The sequence below is a fragment of the Cellulophaga sp. L1A9 genome (assembly GCF_009797025.1).
Taxonomy (GTDB): Bacteria; Bacteroidota; Bacteroidia; order Flavobacteriales; family Flavobacteriaceae; genus Cellulophaga.
Window position 1 is genome coordinate 2,457,537 of the sequence record NZ_CP047027.1, and the last position, 20,813, is coordinate 2,478,349.

Sequence of the window (20,813 nt, forward strand, 5' to 3'; positions counted from 1 at the left end):
ATGTGATTTTTCAAAAACCATGCATCACAAAGTGCACTAGTGAGGCGGCTAATTTAGCCGTTTGCCCATCGCTATCATAGGTAGGGTTCATTTCTGCAATATCTAGGCTAATTAGTTTTTTACTATCCATAATTACTCTGAGGCTTTCTAAAACAATATTGGGGGCAAATCCCATAGGAGATGGTGCGCTTACTCCTGGAGCATAGGCAGATGAAAATCCGTCTAAATCTAGGGTAGTATAGACATAATCTACGTCTTCGATAAATTGCATTAAGATGAGTTGCACATGCTCTAAATAGTGCATATTAAAATGTGCCGTTTCTAGATATTTTACGTTTAATGAATCGGCTGTTTCAAATAATGTTTTATCATTTGCATCTCTGCGAATGCCTAAGCACATATAATTGAAAACGGCACCTTCTTTTTGGCATTCTTGCGCAATCTGATAAAACGGAGTGCCAGAAGTATTCCCGGTAGTATTCCGTCTTAAATCAAAATGTGCGTCAAAATTTATAATCCCAATTTTTTTGTTTCCTAAGTGTTTTTTTATGCCTTGGTAATGCCCGAAAGCAATATCATGTCCGCCACCCAATACAATAGGGAATGTATTTAAGGATAGTAATTGCGCTATGGTTTGAGATAAATCTTCTTGCGCTTGCTCCATTTTACCCTCTCGGCAAAGAATCGTACCACAATCTAATAATTCCATGTCATCTGCTAAATGATTTGGAAATTTACCTAAAGACTGACGAATAGCGTCTGGGCCTTTTGCAGCGCCAATTCTACCTTGATTTCTTTTTACACCTTCATCACAAGCATAGCCTAATAAGGCAATTGTTTTTTGATTTTTTGCTCGTGTTATGTCATCAATAGCACTGCAGTGTACTTTTTCGTGTAAGTAGAGTTTTTGTTCAGAGGTTCTGCCAGACCATAATTCGGGGGGTGTTTTTTTGTATGCCAACATGTTTATTAAAATAAATTCTTAAGTAGGTTATCATCTACTAAGTTAGGCAATGTGACTCTTAATTCAGGATTTCTATCCATTTCTCGTTGAATGGCAAACAAGGCTTCAGTGTTTCTAGCCCAACCTCTTCTGGCAATGCCGTTAGTAACATCATAGAAAAGCATGCTTTTTAAGCGCTTGGCAGCTTCCTTAGAGCCGTCTATAACCATTCCGAATCCTCCATTGATAACTTCGCCCCAACCGACACCACCGCCGTTATGAATAGAAACCCAAGTAGCACCTCTAAAACTATCACCAATAACATTCTGTATGGCCATATCTGCTGTGAATTTGCTGCCGTCATAAATATTACTGGTTTCTCTAAAAGGAGAATCTGTACCACTCACATCATGATGGTCTCTTCCTAAAACAATAGGGGCGGAAATTTCTCCAGATGAAATAGCGGTATTAAAAGCATCCGCAATTTTTGATCTCCCCTCCGCATCTGCATATAAAATTCTAGCTTGTGAACCTACCACAAGATTATTGCTGTTAGCCTCTTTGATCCATGTAATATTGTCTTGTAATTGTTGTTGAATTTCCGCGGGAGCTGTGTTCTTGATTCCTTCTAAAACCCGCTGAGCTATGGCATCTGTTTTTTGTAAATCGATTGGATTACCAGAGGTACAGACCCATCTAAAAGGCCCAAAACCATAATCAAAACACATGGGTCCTAAAATATCTTGCACATAAGACGGATACCTAAAATCGATTCCGTTTTTGGCCATAACAGCTGCTCCAGCTCTAGAAGCTTCCAGTAGAAAAGCATTGCCGTAATCAAAAAAATAGGTTCCTTTTGCGGTGTGTTTATTAATAGCATCAATTTGTCTTCGCAATGATTCTTGAACCTTTTCTTTAAAAAGCTTAGGATTAACAACCATAAGTTCATTAACCTCTTCAAAAGAAATATCAACTGGATAATACCCGCCTGCCCAAGGATTATGCAATGAAGTTTGATCAGATCCTAGATGGATAAATATATTTTCGTCATAAAATCGTTCCCAAACAGCAACAATATTTCCTATAAATGCAATGGAAACCACTTCTTTTTCTTCTTTTGCTTTTTTAGTCCTGGCCACCAAATCATCCAAATTAGTTACGAGAACATCTACCCAGCCTTGTTCATGTCTCTTTTTTGCGGCAGTAGCATTTACTTCGGCGCAGATGGTAATGCAACCAGCAATGGTTCCTGCTTTTGGTTGTGCGCCACTCATGCCGCCTAATCCTGCCGTTAAAAATATTTTCCCAGCCGGATTTTCATCAGCCTTCAATACTTTTCTAAAAGCATTCATCACAGTAATGGTGGTTCCGTGAACAATTCCTTGTGGTCCAATATACATATAAGAGCCTGCAGTCATTTGACCATATTGTGTAACGCCTAAGGCATTGTATTTTTCCCAATCATCGGGTTTGGAATAATTAGGAACCATCATGCCATTGGTGGCTACAACTCTGGGTGCCTCTGTGGAAGATGGGAAGAGCCCCATCGGGTGACCAGAATACATATGAAGGGTTTGTTCATTATTCATGGTAGCCAAATACTGCATGGTTAACATGTATTGTGCCCAGTTTTGAAAAACCGCGCCATTGCCACCGTAGGTAATTAGTTCTTCGGGATGTTGCGCTACTGAAGGATCTAAATTGTTTTGAATCATTAACATGATTCCTGCAGCTTGTGTTGAGGTATAGGGATATTCATTAATGGGTCGAGCATACATGGTATATTCGGGTTTGAATCTATGCATGTAGATTCTTCCGTATGTAGACAATTCAAAGGCAAACTCTTGGGCCAATTCTCCATGCCAAGCTTTTGGAAAATAACGTAAAGCATTTTTTATGGCTAATTGCTTCTCTTCAGAAGAAAGAATATCTTTTCTTTTTGGAGCGTGACTAAGGGCTGAATTATATTCTTTCTTAGCAGGTAATTCATTCGGAAGGCCTTGAAGAATTTGTTCTTTAAATGTCATCTTAATGTGTTTTGTGTTTATCGAATATTAAGGCACCATTTTTAAAAACCATACAAGGTTTAAAAGAACCTTGGTTGTATAAAATTTCATTGTAATCATTAGTATGAAACAATACAAAATCGGCCATAAGGCCTTCTTTTATTTGCCCTCGGTCTGTTAGGTTTAAGGCAGCTGCTGCACGATAAGTGATTCCTGCTAATACTTCGGCATTACTCAATTTTTCAAACGTTTGAAGAATTGCAGCTTGGGTTAGCAAATCGCCCATAGGAGCGGAACCAGGATTGTGATCACTAGCAATGGCAACGGAACAACCTGCGTCCAATAATTTTCGAGCAGGTGTAAAAGCACAGCCTAAACCTATAGAAGCTCCGGGTAGGGCAGTGGCAATTACATTGCTTTTTGAAAGTAGTTCTATTTCTTTATCAGTAGAAGCTTCCAAATGATCGGCACTAATTGCCCCAAACTCTACCGCAACAGCACTACCATCCGTAGAAAATTGATCTGCGTGTACGGTAATATCAAAGTCCATCTCTTTAGCTTTTTTAAAGTAGGGCCTAATCTCTTCTTTAGAAAAAGCACTTTCTTCTATAAAAGCATCTATTCTATGGCTTAAATTTTCTTCTTTTAAAATGGGGAAAAGGGTGCTGCTTATTTCTTCTAGATATGCTGTATTTGTCCCCAAGAAATCTTTAGGTTTCATATGTGCCGCCAAGCAAGTAGGTATAAGATCTAGTGGAGTTTGTGCATTCGAAGTTTTAATAGCACGGAGCATGTTTAATTCTTCGGAAACAGATAAGCCATAGCCACTTTTTACTTCTAGCGTTGTAACCCCATTTTTTAAATGTTGTTTGGTTCTTTTGATGGTTTTTTTAATCAATTCCTCGGTAGATGCCTTACGGGTTTGTGTTACAGTGTCCCATATGCCACCGCCGGCTTTAGCAATTTCTAAATAGGTCTTACCTGCATTACGCATGGCATAATCTTTAGCTCTAGAACCACCAAAACAAATATGTGTATGGGCATCTATAAAACCAGGTAAGCACACATGATCTCCTTGCAGGGTTGTAATTTCTGTGGTTGCATTATCAGCGTCTACTACCATATTTTTAAACAATCCTATGGCCAGTATTTTCCCATCTTCTATAAGCATTCCTGCATCATCAACGATGGTAAGTTGCGCATCAGACAAAGCGCCTTTTAGCGGTAAGCCAGTCATGGTTACCAACTGCTTAAAGGGACCTATAAGTTTCAATTTTTTCATGGACAGTATTTTATTAAATTTCAGGGCAATAAAAAGCTATTTTAATATACTTCAAATTCATGCGTGAATTTTGTTTTTAGAGAGATCCCTTCTTTCTTGCTAATTTTTTCAATCACATGAATGATGGTTTGGTCTTTAATCATTTCAATTCCCTTTTCTATATCATCAGAAAAAACACGATCCTTATCTGCAAAAGCTACTTTTTCACGAATAGCTGTATGTATTGCCTCTAAAAAGACCCCTGATTTCATCGGTTTTCTAAATTCAAAAGCTTGTGCGGCAGTTAATAATTCTATCGCCAATATTTTTTCTACATTTTCAAGAACTTGCAATGCTTTTCTACCGCCAATAGATCCCATGCTTACATGATCTTCTTGTCCTAATGACGTAGGGATACTATCTGCACTAGAAGGAAAACATAAACCTTTATTCTCACTGGCTAAAGCTGCAGTGGTATACTGTAAAATCATATAACCAGAATTGATGCCTGTTTCTTTCATTAACAGTTTAGGCACACCAGGACTATTGCCTTCTAAGGCCAAATAAATTCTTCGATCAGAAATATTCCCTAGCTCAGAAGCTGCTAAACATGCGTAATCTAAGGCCATAGCCAAAGGTTGTCCGTGAAAATTACCTCCGCTAATGGTCAATTCTTCATCTATAATTATAGGGTTATCCGTCACAGAATTTAATTCAACTTCTACTAATTCTTTTAAATGCAACCAAGCATTTCTTGAAGCGCCATGTACCTGAGGCATACAACGTAAAGAATAAGGATCTTGAACCCGATCACAATCAATATGATCCTCCATAATCTCTGAGCCCTTTAATAATCGTTTAATACGTTTTGCCACGTGAATGTTTCCTTTATAGGGGCGTAAGGCATGTAATTCATTAAAAAAAGGTTTCACAGAACCTTGCAAACCTTCAATCATCATAGCGCCAATAATATCTGCTTGAGATAGACAACTGTGTAACTTCTCAACCACCTTAACCGCATGTGCAGCAATAAACTGTGTTCCATTAATAAGCGCTAAACCTTCTTTTGGTCCTAATGTTACGGAAGACAGACCCGTTTGCTTAAAAAGAACAGAAGTTTCCATAACCGTACCCTTATAGTTTACTTTTCCTAAACCAATCAATGGCAGGAACAAATGAGATAAGGGTGCTAAATCTCCCGAGGCGCCAACAGATCCTTGTGATGGCACAACAGGAATGGCGTTATGTTCTATATGCCAAAGGATTCGGTCTAAGGTAGTTTCTGAAATACCAGAATACCCTTTAGCTAAAGACTGTGCTTTTAAAATCAACATCAACTTTGCAATTTCAGTAGCAATAGGCTCACCAACACCTACACCATGACTTTTAAGAATGTTGGATTGTAATATTTTCGTTTCTTCTTTAGAGATTTTGGTGGTACAAAGAGGCCCAAATCCTGTATTTATGCCATATACTGCTTTGCCCTTTGCTACAATATTGGCTACGATTTGAGCACTTGCATTTATTTTTTCTCTTGCATTTGTAGAGAGTTCAATAGGGGTTTCTCCTTTTGCAATAGAAAGTGTGATGCTTGCAGTAAGCCAGTCTTCGCCAAGTTTAAAAATCTCTTTAGGTATCATAGTTTTAAATCAGAATTTCATTCTTATAAAACTATTGATTAAGTTTGATAATTACCAATATCATATATATCACTATTCAATAACTATGGGTTATCAACTAGAGTTGCGTCATTTTCACTATTTCTTGGCAGTGGCCGATGAATTACATTATAGAAAAGCTGCAGAAAAGCTGTGTATTTCTCAACCTGGATTAAGCAGGCAAATTAAACAGATGGAAGAAATTTTAGAGACTCCCTTGTTTATTAGGAACAAGAAAAAAGTAAGCCTGACTCCCGCAGGAGACTATTTAAAAGCAGAAGTAGAGTTTATTGTAAACCATCTAGAAGTTACTAAAAAGCAATTAAAATTGATATCGGATGGCGATTTTGGAGAGATTCGGATTGGATTTCTAGGGTCGGCCATGCAAACCGTAGTTCCAGATTTGTTGATTAAGTTACGCGACAGTTTCCCGCAGATAAAGACCACGCTAGAAGAACTTTCAAATACGGCTCAAGTAAATGCCATTTTAAAGGATACTTTAGATATTGGTTTTGTAAGATTGGCGAGAGTGCCAGACGGTTTAGGTATTGAAACAGTTATGCAAGACACTTTTTCTCTCGTGCTTCCTAAAGAGCATCCTATTAATTCGGATAATTTTAAAAAGATGAATCAGTTTGCTGATGAAGAGTTTATACTGTTTTCACAGGATTATAGCGCCTTGTATTTTGATACCGTCATGAGTATTTGTGAAGATGCTGGTTTTACGCCTAGCGTTTCTCACAAATCGGTACATGCACAAACCATTTTTAAATTGGTGGAGAATAACTTGGGTATTGCTATTGTACCTACATCACTTCAATATGGTTTTGATATGGGGGTGAAATTTATCGAATTAAAAAAAATAAAGCAACGTGCTGAGCTGTCTGTTATTTGGAAAAAAGACAACCGAAATCCTACTCTTAAACATTGTTTAAATGTAGTGTTGCATAAAAAATCTTAAGGATAAAATTTCCATAATGGTATAACAATTTATAAAAACGGAAACATCATATTCAACAATCTTATAGAATTTTGCGTTCTTAACGATACATGAATGAATAAGATTAATAATTTTGGAATTGTAGTGATCCTTTTCACGAGTACACTCACCATTATGGTGGGTACTGCCATTGCTCCATCATTAACTGAAATTGCTAAAAATTTAAATTTTTCATATAGCCCTGGATGGTTAATTACATTGCCTTCCCTGGGAGTGGTAGTTTTTGCATCCTCAGTAGGTAAATTAATAGACAGGATAGGCGCCTTCAAACTACTGTGTTTGGGCTTAGTTCCCTATGCTATTTTCGGTTTTTTAGGCGGGTATATTACCAATACTTACTTATTAATTTTAGATCGATTTTTATTAGGTCCTGCAGCGGTTGCTATACAAGTTGCTTTAATTACATATATCGCAGATTATTTTAAAGGTAAAGAGCGAATGAAATTAATTGCATGGCAAGGGATGTCTATAGAATTAGGTGGTGTTGTTTTCTTATCTCTCGGTGGTGTTTTAGGGGATTGGAATTGGCGTTATCCTTTTGCTATTTATTTGGTTGCCTTTGTATGCTTGGTCTTGGTGTTTATATTTTTACCGAAGGATGATAAAAGTAAAATAGATAATAATCAGAAGGCAGATTTAAATATAACCGAAACACCTAAACAGAAGAAAGAAGTTAAACTAATTGTTTGGGGATCGTTGTTAGCTATGGCATTATTCTTTGTTAGTTTTGTTCGTTTACCTCAGTATTTACCCACAGTGTTTGATTTTTCTGATAGTCAAGTGGGTTATTTTATGGCCTCAATTTCTTTAATAGCGGTTTTGTCTGCGAGCCAAATGCCAAGAGTTACCGATAAACTAAATTCATACAATACTGTTATCAGTGGATTTGCATTTTTTGTGTTGGGTTATGTGTGTTTTGCTTTGGCGTCTTCAATGTTTCTTTTAATTGCAGGTATTTTGTGTATAGGTGTTGGTTTTGGTTTTACCATCCCTTTGCTTAATCACATGATTGTAGAGGCAAGCACAACTAAAACACAAGGAAAGAATTTAGGACTTTCCTCTATGGGTATTTTTGCTGGCCAGTTTTTGTCTACGTTTATCGAATTTGTTTCTGATGATACCCGACTTATTTTTGGAGTAGCCTCTGGTTTAGCCTTAGTAATAGCATTATTTTTCTTTTTCGCTTTTAAAAAAGTAAGGCTCATGTGATGTTTTGTAAATTGTTTTATATCTTTTCAACGATGAAAAATTGGAAAGATAAAATCCATATGAATACTACTTTTAAAAGTAAACCCCTCTTTGTTTCTGATAATGCCTTTGGTCTTTTTTTTGAAATGGATAAAGATAGATGTGTCTATTTTAAACCATTAAATGAATCTTTTTCATCTTCACTACACGAAAATAGTAAGGGTACTTTACTATATTTTGAGAGGGAATTTATTGAAGAGGATGACGAAGAATATGCTTTAGATATTTTAAGTTTATTTAAACGTTCATCAGAAGGTGTTTTCCAGATTGCTGCAAAAGAATTTCCAGGAATTAGAACGGTATTAGGGTTAATAGAGGAGGAATATAATACACAGGAGAATGCGTATCTAATTCTTAAATCACTATTGAAAGTTTTGCTATTAAAGTTAATCAGGCAACTACATAATGGCTACTTAAAGCAAGATGTGCATCAAAAACGGGTACTTCTTTTTTTACAGTTAATGGAACGTCACTATTTGCAAGAAACGTCAGGGGGGTATTATGCGCAGCAAATGGGAATTAGTGAGAAAAGGCTGAATCAAATATTGAAAGATAAATTAGAATTGACCGCGAAACAAGTGATTCAACAGCGTCAAGTAACAGAAATAAAAAGGATGATAAAGCAAAACGCGATCACCTTAAAAGAAATGGCATTTTATTTCGGATTTGAATCTTTAAGTAGTTTTTCACGCTTCTTTAAACGTCATACCTTAAAAAGTCCCTCCCAATTTAAAGCAGAATTCGAGTCTTAGCATAGGAGTTTATTTTAAAATTCTGTTAAGCAAAGCAAGAATACATCCCTTTAGGGCTAACTTTGATAAAGAAAAAAAAAGCTATGATATTTGATGTGATACGAAAGAGAAGATCGGTTTTTCCGGTTCAATATAATGACACACCTATTGCTAAGGAGGATATTTTAAAAGTATTAGAAGCGGCTAATTGGGCACCTAGTCATCGAAAAACAGAACCATGGCGATTTAAGGTGATGCAGGGGGAGACACTAGAGAAATTAGGCTTGTTCCTTTCTTTAAAATATTTGGAGACAGATCCGAGTCCGAAAGAATTTAAAGCAAAGAAAATTATAGAAAACCCTAAAAAAGCTTCTGCTATAATAGTCATTTGTATGCAACGCGACCCTATGAAAAGTGTTCCGGAATGGGAAGAGGTAGCTGCGGTAGCTATGGCTGTTCAAAACATGTGGTTGGCATGTACGGAATTGGGTATTGGAGCCTATTGGAGTTCTCCAGCCTTAGTAAAGCATATGGGAGATTTTTTTGAAATGAACCATGAAGAAGCATGTTTAGGCTTTTTCTATATGGGGAATTATGATCAAGAAATACCAGATTCTGCTAGGGGTCCTATCGAAGATAAAACTGTTTGGTTGTAGTACTATTTAAAGTAAGGAAAAAGTGCTTCTTTGTATTCCCAAGCCTTAGCTATAAAGAGTCCTATAAATACAATAGACACCATAAATTTTAAAAAGGTTCCTGTAATAAATCCTAAAAAAGATCCAAAAGCCGCTTTAAGAGCGGTTTTTTTGTCGGCTTTATTTAATAGCTCTCCTATAAAAGCACCCACAAAAGGCCAAATTATAATTCCGAATACACCCAATACAGGAAATAGTAATGCGACAAGAAGTCCTAAAGTGGTACCAATCATCCCCGCTTTACTACCGCCAAATTTCTTTGTTCCCATAGCCGGGATAATATAATCTAAAGCAAAAACAAATAGTGCAATAGCCAGAGTGATGCCTAAAAACCACCAGTCTTGCGGAATAGCGCTTGTTAAAAATAGGAGTAGAAGCCCTAACCAACTTATAGGTGGGCCAGGTAGCACGGGTAAAAAGCTTCCGATGATACCTGCAAGCATAAAAATGAAACCAAAGAGTAGTAACGCAATATCCATTTAAGGGTGTTTGTTTAGTGAGACGAAAATTACGATGCTTTGTTACATCAACATAATTTTTTTTAAGTTTTTCAACTAATTTATTAGTTTGAACTAATTATTTAGTTATATTTGAACTAATAAGTTAGTTGAAAGCTATTTTTAGTTCGATAGTAGGATACTAATTTAAGTGTTTAACCAGTGTTAATAGATACTGAAACAAGTTCAAGATACATGAAACAATTGACAAAGGCAGAAGAAGAGGTAATGCAGGTATTGTGGCAATTAGAAAAGTGCAATGTTGCGGCTATTATTGAAGAGTTGCCAGAACCAAAACCTGCTTACAATACAGTATCTACTATTGTACGCATCTTAGAGAGTAAAGGTTTTGTAAATCATGAACAAGAGGGGAAAGGCTATTTATATTTTCCATTATTAAAGAAAGCAGACTACAGCAATCAATCTATCAACAAGCTAGTAGATGGTTATTTTCAAGGGTCTTTTAAGAGTATGGTGTCGTTTTTCATGAAAAAGAATGATATGAATTTATCCGAACTAGAATCGATATTAAAAGAAATTAAAAAGGAGGAAAAATGATACAATATATTTTAGAAAGCATCGCTTTTCAGCTTTTGTTTTTAATCGTTTATGATCTTTTTCTAAAAAAGGAAACCTTTTTTCAATGGAACAGAGTGTACCTTATTGGCACATATGTTTTGTCGCTAGTTTTGCCTTGGGTAAAAATTGAAGCCTTAAAGACGAAAGTATCAGAAACTACTTTTAGCTATCCAGAGTTTTTATGGAATAGAAATGATCTTGAGGTCTCTGGGGTTTCGGGAACTAATGATTTAGTAAGTTGGTTTACAATAGTATTAATCGCGGGGATGGTCCTCGCAGCATTCATCTTTGTATTTAAATTATATCAGTTAAAACAATTAAAGGATAAGGGCACCATTCAATATTTAAATGATTTTACACAAATCGTCATCAGAAACAGTGAAATTGCATTTTCTTTTTTTAAATCTGTTTTTCTAGGAGATAAAGTATTGGATAAGGACTATGAGAGCATTGTAGCGCATGAATTGGTTCATATTCGTCAAGGGCATTCTTATGACTTGGTCTTTTTTGAACTGCTTCGCATTATCAATTGGTTTAACCCTTTAGTATATGTATACCAAAATAGAATATCAGAATTACATGAGTTTATAGCGGATGCTCAGGTCTCTAAAACCCACAAAAAAGAACAATACCAACTGTTGTTGTCTCAAGTTTTTCAAACAGAAAATATTTCATTTATCAATCCATTTTTTAAATCATCATTAATCAAAAAACGAATCGTTATGTTACAAAAATCAAAATCAAAGCGCGTATTTCAGTTAAAGTATGTAGTACTAGTCCCTTTAATTTTAGGAATGCTTTTTTATACCTCCTGCGAAAGTGAGGTAAAGACAGATGAGGTAGAAAGCTCTTCTTTAAAGATGTCTTCTGTTGATGAGTTTCTCTTGGAAGTAGGGGACTTGGATAATTTATCTGAAGAGGAAGAAAAAGAACGAACTGAGTTTTTAAATAAAGCAGAAAACAGCAAACAGGTAGCAACTTTTATTGTAAAAGATACAAAAGGGAAAGAAATTATGATAAAGACAAATACGGAAGGTATTGAGTCTGTAAATGTTATCAAAGGAGATTCTGCGATTTCTAAAGAAGAGATTGATTATGATAACGCTACAGATGTGCCATTTATGGTTGTAGATGAGGTCCCAATTTTTCCTGGTTGTGAAGATGCTGAAAACCAAAGAGCTTGTTTTAAAGAAAAAATGTTTCAACATATAAATAAGAATTTTAGATACCCAGAAGAAGCTCAGGAACAAGATATTCAAGGTAAAGTAAACCTTATGTTTATAATTGATGAAACTGGAAATATTGCGGGTTTAAGAATGCGTGGTCCAGATAAAATCTTAGAAGACGAGGCCGAACGTATCATTTCTTTATTGCCAAAAATGACACCTGGTAAGCAAGGCGGGAAAGTAGTTCGTGTACCATTTTCTATTCCTATTTCCTTTAAGTTGCAGTAAAATTAGCACTTAAGTTAGAAGACAACATCAAGGCCAAAGTATTTTCTTTGGCTTTTTTGTTGCTCAAAAAAACAAACAATGATGAGCTCCAAAAAAGGAAATCCGCTTTACAGTCAATTAAATAACTCAAAATATCGTAATTTTCCACAAACTTTATAGCGCACATGCGTATAGTATTAATTTTATGTATATTTTTTCTAGTTGTTTCTTGTGATCTCTTCACATCAAAAGAAGAGAAAACACAGCAATTGGTGACACGCGAGTTGCAAGAAATTAACTTCAATGAAGTGGATCAATTTCCACTTTTTGAAAATTGCGATGAGACGGATTCTAAAGAAGAAAATATAGAATGTTTTAAAGAAACATTACTAAGGCATTTTTCTACTTCTTTAGAAGGTTTTGAGTTTGTACTCAAAGAAGAAGTTTTAGATACGCTGTATGTCGATTTTTTAATGGATAAAATGGGGACTGTTTCTGTTTTAGATATTGAACATAATGCCATCGTTGAAGAGCAAATACCAGAGTTTGATGCAGTCATCACACGGTGCTTACTTACCTTGCCACAAGCGTCACCTGCTTTAAAAAGAGGAATTCCAATACGTGCAAAATTTAGAATCCCGATTGTACTTAATACCAAATAAATTAACTCTTGGCTAACGAAAAAATTATTTTAGGGATAGATCCCGGTACTACTATAATGGGTTTTGGACTCATAAAAGTGGTGAATAAAAAGATGGAATTTTTGCAAATGAACGAGTTGTTATTGCAAAAATACACTGATCCCTACGTAAAACTTAAGCTTATTTTTGAGCGTACCATTGAGCTGATTGATACCTACCATCCAGATGAAATAGCTATAGAAGCCCCTTTCTTTGGTAAAAATGTACAGTCTATGTTAAAGCTAGGTCGTGCTCAAGGTGTGGCTATGGCAGCAGGATTATCTCGTGAGGTCCCTATTACAGAATACCTTCCTAAGAAAATTAAAATGGCAATCACAGGTAACGGTAATGCCAGTAAAGAGCAAGTTGCCAAAATGTTACAGAGTGTATTAGGGCTTAAAACACTTCCTAAAAACTTAGATAGTACTGATGGTTTGGCTGCTGCAGTTTGCCATTTCTATAATGAAGGCAGAATAGAAGTGGGTAAAAGTTACACGGGTTGGGATGCTTTTGTAAAGCAAAATGAAAAAAGAGTAAAAAAGTAAATAGTCATAATCTTCTTTTTAAAGAAGCTTGTTCTCAATTTTGAAGCCCAAAAGAATTAAACGTTAACTACTACTAATTACTGAAGACTAACAAATGTCCGGAATCTATATTCACATTCCCTTTTGCAAACAAGCCTGCCATTACTGCGATTTTCATTTTTCGACCAGTATGGGAAAAAAGGATGCTATGTTAACTGCGATAAAGCGAGAACTAGTACTCCGAAAAGGCGAGTTTAAAAATGACGTAGTAGCTACTATTTATTTTGGCGGAGGAACGCCATCTGTATTAACCACAGAAGAAATTCAGGGAATTATTGCGACAGTTTATACGCATTATGATGTAGTAGACCATCCTGAGGTAACTTTAGAGGCTAACCCAGATGATCTTACAGAAGATAAAATTATAGCACTTTCTAAAAGTCCGATTAATCGTTTAAGTATAGGAATTCAATCGTTTTTTGAAGAAGATTTAAAAATGATGAACCGTGCACATAATGCTGAAGAAGCAAAAAAATCATTAGAAATTGCGACGCAGTATTTCTCTAATATTTCTATAGATTTAATTTATGGATTACCTGGTATGAGCAACCAACGATGGGAAAAGAATATAGCACTAGCCTTGGCATTTGGTGTGCCGCATATATCTAGTTACGCACTTACCGTAGAACCAAAAACAGCATTAGCTAATTTTATAAAAAAGGGAGTGATTAAACCTGTTGATGATGAAGTTGCTTCAGCCCATTTTAATATTCTTTTGCGAGAAATGGAAGCCAATGGCCTTGATGCCTATGAAACATCAAATTTTGGAAAACCTGGTTTTTATTCAGAGAATAATTCGGCCTATTGGTTGGGTAAAAAATATATCGGTGTTGGTCCATCGGCACATTCTTATGACGGAATCCGTAGAGGATGGAATATCAATAATAATGTAAAATATATAAAGTCGTTGGCAATCGATGAACTTCCTATGGAGGTTGAGGTGCTTTCTAAATCTGACCGTTATAATGAATATATTATGACAGGTTTGCGTACGATCTGGGGCGTTTCATTAACTAAAATACATTCAGATTTTGGTGCGAATTTTCACAAATATCTTTTGCAACAAGCAGAAAAGCACATAAAACAAGACCTATTGGTTCTTGAAAATGATACGATACTAACAACAAAAAAGGGAAAATTTTTAGCGGATGGAATTGCCTCTGACCTTTTTATGATTAACTTGTCAGAGTAAACACGACCATTTTTGAAAGCTATAATTACACATAAAAAAGAATCTTATTCCATAGATTTTTCTAAACCTTTAGATATCTCAATTCCACTTCGGGGAGAAATTACCAATGTAAATGCATGGTATACTCAGCCACCAAAAATAACACCACATACGGAGGGCGAGTTTGTGGGGAAAGTAACAGAAGGTGCATCGACCAATTTTAATGATATTTGGTTTAATCCGCATGCCCATGGAACACATACAGAATGTGTTGGGCATATTACAGCGGAGTTTCATTCCGTAAATAAAAATTTAAAGGAGTATTTTTTTTTAGCCTCAGTCATAACCATAGCACCAGAAAAAAAAGATGGAGATTTTGTAATCTCTAAAAAGCAATTGCAATATGCCTTAAAGAACTTTGTGGGAGATGCTTTAGTCATTAGAACATTGCCTAATTTGAAAGAAAAAATGAGTCGCCAATATTCTAATTCTAATCCACCTTATTTGCTAGAAGAAGCAGTTAATTATCTTGTAGAATTAGGGATTGATCATTTGTTAGTAGATTTGCCATCTATTGATAAAGAAAAAGACGGCGGAGCGCTATTAGGGCACAATGCTTTTTGGAATACGAGTGGTCTTGTGCGCAAGCATGCAACGATAACAGAATTTGTTTTTGTTGCTAATACCATAAAAGATGGATTGTATTTTCTGAATTTACAAGTAGCGCCTTTTGAGAATGATGCGAGCCCAAGTAGACCAGTGTTGTTTAAAATAATTCAGTAATGAAGAACACCATAAAAGTTGAAGAATTAGCAATGTTCGTTTTGGGCATTTATCTCTTTGGCTTGCTTAATTATGAATGGTGGTGGTTTTTAATATTAATTTTAATTCCGGATATTGGTATGCTAGGCTATTTGTTTGGTGCTAAAATAGGAGCACTATCTTATAATATTTCTCATCATAAAGGAATAGCCATTGCAATATATTTATTAGGTATCTATCTTGCCATATCTTTGTGGCAATTAGTGGGTGTGATATTGTTTTCTCACGCAGCTATGGATCGTGTTTTTGGTTATGGTTTAAAATATGAAAAAGGATTTAAATACACTCATTTGGGTGAAATAGGAAAAACAGATGGATAATATTTTTGATACTATATTAGGGCTTATTTTGGGTGCTATTGTAACCTATTGGTTGTTTAGTTTATTCCGAAAAAAGAAAAGTAAAGAGCTTACCGAAGTTCAGTCACACGTGTTATTAGAAAAAATTAAAAGTGTTTGCAAGCTGGTTACGGTAGAAGGAGATTTTGCGGAAATTTACAGGTATGAGAATACAAAAGAACGTTTTTTAAGCTTAGTTTCTAGTAAGAAAAAAGCATTAATTGTAATTAACGCGAAAGCCCAAATTGGGTATGATTTAAAGAAGTTGATTTTGAATGCGGATAATGAACGTAAAATAATACTGCTTAAGAGTTTTCCAGAACCTGAAATACTTTCTATAGAACCAGAATTAGATTTTTACGATATTAAAAACGGTATGTTCAACGCGTTTACTCCAGATGATTTAACCGTTTTAAACCAAGAGGCAAAGCAACACATTCGCGATAAAATTCCTGAAAGCGGATTAATGGATACGGCACGAAGTGAAGCTTTAGAGGCCATTTTGTTAATTGAAACCATTGTGGAAACTATTGGGTGGAAATTAGATTATACTTCTTTAAAGATTGATGCCAAGGAACAATTATCCGAACGAAAAAGTAAATTAACTAGATTTTTAGAATCATGAAATTAAGAAACCTCTTTGCGATTAGCTTATTTTTAGTATTTTCATTTAATACATACGGACAAACAGAAAAATCAATGAATACATTCGATCCCAACTATGCACATACCGTTTTCTTCTGGTTACATCATCCAGATAGTAAAGAAGACTGTAAGGCTTTTGAAACGTCATTACGTAAGTTTCTAGACCATTCAGCATATGCTAAAACAAAATTCATAGGGAAGCCACCAAGAGCAAGTAGAGAGGTTGTCGATGGTTCTTTTACGTATTCTTTAGTGGTGACATTTGAATCGGCAGAAGCACAAGCGGCATATCAAAAAGAAGCACCTCATTTATTATTTATAGAAGAGTCTAGTAAATTGTGGGATAAAGTGATTGTCTATGATTCTAAAGATGCAAGTTTATAGAAATAGGTATCTAGTGAGACTAGGCTTTTAGGGATATATTATAAATGTTGCCAGTAATTTAAATTAAACCTTATAATCTTATTTGATAGATTCATTGTATATTTATTAGTTGGGATTGTAAATAACTGATAATCAGATTGTTTTTATTTGATTCTTATTTGATAAATGACAGAAATTGAACTAAAATCGCTTGTTAAAGAACTAGTAAGTTATTCTCAAGAAACTGAATGGCTTGAATTTAAACTGAACTTTCATTCCACCGAAGAAATAGGCGAAAGAATATCAGCTTTAGCGAATGGAGCTTGCCTAAGTAAAAAGCAATGTGGATTTCTTATTTTTGGAGTCGAGGACAGGACACATAATATTAAAGGGACTTCTTTTAAAGTTAAATCTGCTACTAAAGGAAAAGAAGAATTAGAGAACTGGTTAATTCAAAGACTAGACCCTAAAATTGATTTTAAAACTTATGAATTTGAATATTCAAAAGGTATAAATATCAGCATGTATGTAATTCCTGCAGCAGCAAATAGGCCTGTCAAATTTATAAATCAAGCATATATTAGAATAGGTAGTTACACAAGATTACTCAAAGAGTTTCCTGAAAAAGAAGCCAAAATTTGGAATCGAAAAGATAATATCAAATTTGAACTTCAATTAGCTAAAGTTAATATTGATGCTGATTCTGTTGTTTCTCTTTTAGATACTCAAGCTTATTTTGATTTATTAAAACTACCTTATCCTTCAAATAGACAAGGTGTTATTGATAAGTTTATTTCAGAAAATTTAATTATTCAAAAAACGCCTAATTTTTCCATTACAAATTTAGGTGCAATACTATTTGCTAAAAATCTAGAAGATTTTCCCGATTTAAAAAGAAAAGCAATTAGAGTTATTGTTTATAAACATAATAATAAAATTCAAACTATTAGAGAGCAAATAGGAGGGAAAGGCTATGTTTCGGGATACCAAGGATTAATAGACTGGGTAAATAGTCAATTACCAGCTAATGAAGAAATAGGAAAAGCATTTAGAGATGATAAAAGAATGTACCCAGAAATTGCAGTCCGTGAATTATTGGCAAATGCTATAATTCATCAAGATTTCGAAGAAAAAGGCTTTCCAATGGTTGAAATATTTTCTGATAGAATTGAAATTACTAATCCAGGAATACCTCTTATCACACCTGAACGCTTTATTGACGAATATCAGTCTAGAAATGACGTGCTTGCAGATTTAATGAGGAGGTTAGGTATTTGTGAAGAAAAAGGAAGCGGAATTGATAAAGTAATTTTTTATAATGAAATGTATCAATTACCAGCACCGGATATTTTAATTCAAGAAAAACATACTAAAGTTATAATGTACTCATACAAGACTTTAAATCAAATGGATAAAAAAGACAAAATAAGAGCTTGTTATCAACACTGTTGTTTAAAATATGTATCTAATGATAAAATGACTAATCAGTCTTTAAGAGATAGGTTTATGATAGAAAGCAAGAACGCAGCAATTGCATCAAGAATAATTAAAGAAGCCTTAAAAGCAAACGTTATAAAAGAAGATGATCCCGAAAGTAACTCAAGGAAGTATAAAAAATACATACCTTTTTGGGCATAATTCTTATTTGATGGTTATTTGATAGTTGTGGAATAGAAATTTCCAACTAGCTGATAAACAGTTGTATTTTATTTGACGACATAATTAATCATAATCAAAGCGCTATACAAATGAATATTGAGGTATTTAGGGAATATTGTATTGCTAAAAAAGGGGTTACAGAAGAATTTCCTTTTGATGAAGATACTTTAGTTTTCAAAGTCATGGGTAAGATGTTTGCCTTGACATCATTAAAACGTCAACCCACCCAAGTAAATTTAAAATGTAACCCAGATAGATCCCTTACACTTCGAGAGGAGCATGATGGGGTGATCATTCCTGGATATCATATGAGTAAAGTACATTGGAATACATTGTATTTAGAACATATTCCACCAGAATTATTGAAAGAACTTATAGATCATTCTTATGATTTAGTTGTTTCTAAACTTACCAAAAAAACGAAAGAAACGTTAAATTCTCTTTAATAAAATACTTTCTGAGAAAGCGTTTGTCTACAGATATTAGCTGTTCGTCTACACTTCATAAGATAATGGTCGGTTTTCTAAAATTTTAGAGGTAGTGCTTCAATACCTTTACACCAGTAATGAAGCAAAACACTAAAAATATATAAGAAATTCCAAATCTTACTTGTAGCTAGTTCCCCCCGAGCACTATAGGTGATTAGACCAGCGAAAGCTGGTCTTTTTTATTTTTTAATATAGCCTATCTTTGTGCTTCATTTTATAATTTTTCAATGCAGGTTTTAAAGTCATTTTATTCTGATAAGATTACAGGGTTAAACAAACAACTGTCGGGTATCAAAGCACAATTATTGCGATCAAGTATGGTGAGGTTAGTGGTGTTTCTTCTAATGATTGTGGGTATAGTTCTTTTTTATGACAATCCACAAGTAGTAATAGGGGTTGTTTTGGTTTCAATAGTGTTATTTCTTATACTCGTTTCTAGGCATACTAATTTACAATATAAACGTGATAAAATTTTAGCACTTTTACATATCAACGAGACAGAAATCAAAATACTAGATCGGGATTTTCATGAACAGCCAGATGGGAGTGAGTTTAAAGATCCGTTGCATTATTTTAGTCAGGATATTGATTTGTTTGGTAAAGGTTCTTTTTACCAATATTTAAATAGAACAGCATTACCTCAAGGTAGTGAGCGCTTAGCTTCTTTATTTGTAGCAAATGAAATTACGGGGATCGAGGAAAAGCAGGAAGCAATCAAAGAGCTTTCTCAATTACCAGATTGGCGCCAGGAGTTCACGGCAGTAGCATCATTGGTAAAAACAGAAACCCCTTACCAAGCAATTATTGATTGGATTAAAGAATACAAACGTTTTCTGCCTAAGTCTATAAAAATCTTACCTCCAATTTTTTGGGGAATTTCTATTTTAACAATTCTTGGTTATTTTATAATTCCTTTGTCGATTCTTGCTTTATTGGTTGTTTTTGTAGTGGGCCTTATCATTACTAGTTTTTATATAAAGCATGTCAATAAACTATCAAATGATACTGGTAAAATTCAAACCACATTTCATCAATATCAAAAATTAATTCTAGAAATAGAGAAGGTAGAGTTTAAGACGAAACTTTTAAAAGAAAAACGTGCTGCCATTTTAAACGAATCTGAAAAAACATCAGATATACTGAAAGAGTTTTCTAAAATTTTGGATGCTTTAGATCAACGCAATAATATGTTATTCGGTATTTTTGCCAATGGTTTTATGCTTTGGGATGTGTATCAATCTTATAAAATTGAGGATTGGATTTCTAAACATGGTGAAAAGATAGAAGGTTGGTTTGATACCATTGCCTTTTTTGATGCCTATAATAGTCTAGCCAATTTTGCATACAACCATCCTGAATATGTCTTTCCAAAACTAGTTGTTTCTCGTGAAGTATTAAAATCTGAAGGGGCTGGACATCCACTTTTAAATCCAGAAAAAAGTGTTTTAAATGATATTCAGATAGACAGCGAACAGTTTTTTATTATTACAGGAGCCAACATGGCGGGTAAGAGTACTTTTCTACGAACAGTATCGTTGCAAATTGTCATGGCCAACGTTGGTTTGCCTTTATGCGCAAAATCGGTTACCTATTCTCCTATTAAGTTAATTACGAGCATGCGTACTACAGATTCTTTAACAGATGATGAATCGTATTTCTTTTCAGAATTAAAGAGGCTTAGGTTTATCGTAGATGAGATAAAAACAGATCGCTATTTTATTGTACTAGATGAAATTTTAAAAGGAACCAATAGTACCGATAAGGCTATAGGGTCTCGAAAATTTGTAGAAAAACTTATTGGAGGGAAAGCTACGGGTATTATTGCTACGCATGATTTAAGTTTATGTGAGGCTGCTAATGATTTACCACAAGTGAAGAATCATTATTTTGATGCGGAAATCATAGCTGATGAATTGCACTTTGATTATAAATTTAAAGATGGAATTTGCCAGAATATGAACGCCTCTTTCCTATTGAAGAAAATGCAGATTGTAGATTAAATTAGTCATCGT

At 34.6% G+C, this 20,813-nt stretch carries 21 protein-coding genes; 16 read left to right on the plus strand and 5 right to left on the minus strand.

Annotation, left to right across the window (positions count from 1 at the left end; translation table 11 throughout):
* Positions 1 to 10 precede the first annotated feature (10 nt).
* The 4 genes from hutG to hutH are packed head-to-tail and all read right to left on the minus strand — an operon-like array spanning position 11 to position 5,850.
* Positions 11 to 964, minus strand: coding sequence for a formimidoylglutamase (gene hutG, locus GQR94_RS10635; protein WP_158975479.1), 954 nt, complete (start codon positions 962 to 964; stop codon positions 11 to 13).
* Positions 965 to 969: 5 nt separating this feature from the next.
* Positions 970 to 2,970 (minus strand): urocanate hydratase, encoded by a 2,001-nt coding sequence (locus GQR94_RS10640; RefSeq protein ID WP_158975480.1) that lies wholly within the window; start codon positions 2,968 to 2,970, stop codon positions 970 to 972.
* A 1-nt stretch (position 2,971) separates the two neighbouring features.
* On the minus strand, positions 2,972 to 4,231 hold the full coding sequence (hutI, locus tag GQR94_RS10645) for an imidazolonepropionase (protein ID WP_158975481.1): 1,260 nt from the start codon (positions 4,229 to 4,231) through the stop codon (positions 2,972 to 2,974).
* A gap of 41 nt (positions 4,232 to 4,272) precedes the next feature.
* Complete coding sequence (hutH, locus tag GQR94_RS10650) at positions 4,273 to 5,850, minus strand: histidine ammonia-lyase (protein WP_158975482.1); 1,578 nt, start codon at positions 5,848 to 5,850, stop codon at positions 4,273 to 4,275.
* Positions 5,851 to 5,935: 85 nt separating this feature from the next.
* On the opposite strand from hutH, the gene GQR94_RS10655 reads away from it, so the two are divergent.
* From GQR94_RS10655 to GQR94_RS10670, 4 genes are all read left to right on the plus strand, one after another.
* Entirely contained in the window at positions 5,936 to 6,829 is an 894-nt protein-coding gene (locus GQR94_RS10655; RefSeq protein WP_158975483.1) for a LysR family transcriptional regulator, read from the plus strand.
* Positions 6,830 to 6,922: 93 nt separating this feature from the next.
* Positions 6,923 to 8,077, plus strand: a complete 1,155-nt coding sequence (locus GQR94_RS10660; RefSeq protein ID WP_158975484.1) for an MFS transporter — start codon at positions 6,923 to 6,925, stop codon at positions 8,075 to 8,077.
* Positions 8,078 to 8,109: 32 nt separating this feature from the next.
* The gene (locus tag GQR94_RS10665; RefSeq protein WP_158975485.1) at positions 8,110 to 8,868 is read left to right on the plus strand and encodes an AraC family transcriptional regulator; all 759 of its coding nucleotides are present in this window, start codon (positions 8,110 to 8,112) and stop codon (positions 8,866 to 8,868) included.
* A gap of 83 nt (positions 8,869 to 8,951) precedes the next feature.
* Entirely contained in the window at positions 8,952 to 9,503 is a 552-nt protein-coding gene (locus GQR94_RS10670) for a nitroreductase (protein ID WP_158975486.1), read from the plus strand.
* Between the two features lie 2 nt (positions 9,504 to 9,505).
* Here GQR94_RS10670 and GQR94_RS10675 read toward each other — a convergent pair whose 3' ends face one another.
* Entirely contained in the window at positions 9,506 to 10,021 is a 516-nt protein-coding gene (locus tag GQR94_RS10675) for a DUF456 domain-containing protein (protein ID WP_158975487.1), read from the minus strand.
* 213 nt (positions 10,022 to 10,234) lie between these two features.
* Here GQR94_RS10675 and GQR94_RS10680 point away from each other — a divergent pair, with 213 nt between their 5' ends.
* The 12 genes from GQR94_RS10680 (at position 10,235) to GQR94_RS10735 (ending at position 20,801) form a co-directional block, all read left to right on the plus strand.
* On the plus strand, positions 10,235 to 10,597 hold the full coding sequence (locus tag GQR94_RS10680) for a BlaI/MecI/CopY family transcriptional regulator (protein ID WP_024481940.1): 363 nt from the start codon (positions 10,235 to 10,237) through the stop codon (positions 10,595 to 10,597).
* Entirely contained in the window at positions 10,594 to 12,072 is a 1,479-nt protein-coding gene (locus GQR94_RS10685) for a M56 family metallopeptidase (RefSeq protein WP_158975488.1), read from the plus strand. Before GQR94_RS10680 ends, GQR94_RS10685 begins: the two co-directional genes overlap by 4 nt.
* Positions 12,073 to 12,236: 164 nt before the next feature.
* The gene (locus GQR94_RS10690) at positions 12,237 to 12,713 is read left to right on the plus strand and encodes a hypothetical protein (protein ID WP_158975489.1); all 477 of its coding nucleotides are present in this window, start codon (positions 12,237 to 12,239) and stop codon (positions 12,711 to 12,713) included.
* Positions 12,714 to 12,721: 8 nt separating this feature from the next.
* The gene (gene ruvC / locus GQR94_RS10695) at positions 12,722 to 13,276 is read left to right on the plus strand and encodes a crossover junction endodeoxyribonuclease RuvC (protein WP_158975490.1); all 555 of its coding nucleotides are present in this window, start codon (positions 12,722 to 12,724) and stop codon (positions 13,274 to 13,276) included.
* A gap of 94 nt (positions 13,277 to 13,370) precedes the next feature.
* The gene (hemW, locus tag GQR94_RS10700; RefSeq protein WP_158975491.1) at positions 13,371 to 14,507 is read left to right on the plus strand and encodes a radical SAM family heme chaperone HemW; all 1,137 of its coding nucleotides are present in this window, start codon (positions 13,371 to 13,373) and stop codon (positions 14,505 to 14,507) included.
* A gap of 12 nt (positions 14,508 to 14,519) precedes the next feature.
* Complete coding sequence (locus GQR94_RS10705) at positions 14,520 to 15,269, plus strand: cyclase family protein (protein ID WP_158975492.1); 750 nt, start codon at positions 14,520 to 14,522, stop codon at positions 15,267 to 15,269.
* Entirely contained in the window at positions 15,269 to 15,628 is a 360-nt protein-coding gene (locus tag GQR94_RS10710) for a DUF4260 domain-containing protein (protein ID WP_158975493.1), read from the plus strand. The genes GQR94_RS10705 and GQR94_RS10710 overlap by 1 nt, the downstream gene beginning before the upstream one ends.
* A complete protein-coding gene (locus GQR94_RS10715; protein WP_158975494.1) occupies positions 15,621 to 16,271 on the plus strand; it encodes a DUF4230 domain-containing protein in 651 nt (216 codons plus the stop codon). Before GQR94_RS10710 ends, GQR94_RS10715 begins: the two co-directional genes overlap by 8 nt.
* A complete protein-coding gene (locus tag GQR94_RS10720) occupies positions 16,268 to 16,675 on the plus strand; it encodes a Dabb family protein (RefSeq protein WP_158975495.1) in 408 nt (135 codons plus the stop codon). The genes GQR94_RS10715 and GQR94_RS10720 overlap by 4 nt, the downstream gene beginning before the upstream one ends.
* Before the next feature lie 165 nt (positions 16,676 to 16,840).
* A complete protein-coding gene (locus GQR94_RS10725; protein WP_158975496.1) occupies positions 16,841 to 18,292 on the plus strand; it encodes an ATP-binding protein in 1,452 nt (483 codons plus the stop codon).
* 110 nt (positions 18,293 to 18,402) lie between these two features.
* Complete coding sequence (locus tag GQR94_RS10730; RefSeq protein WP_158975497.1) at positions 18,403 to 18,759, plus strand: MmcQ/YjbR family DNA-binding protein; 357 nt, start codon at positions 18,403 to 18,405, stop codon at positions 18,757 to 18,759.
* Between the two features lie 269 nt (positions 18,760 to 19,028).
* Positions 19,029 to 20,801 carry a DNA mismatch repair protein MutS gene (locus GQR94_RS10735; protein WP_158975498.1) on the plus strand — a complete coding sequence of 591 codons (1,773 nt, stop codon included), beginning with the start codon at positions 19,029 to 19,031 and terminating at the stop codon, positions 20,799 to 20,801.
* Positions 20,802 to 20,813 lie beyond the last annotated feature (12 nt).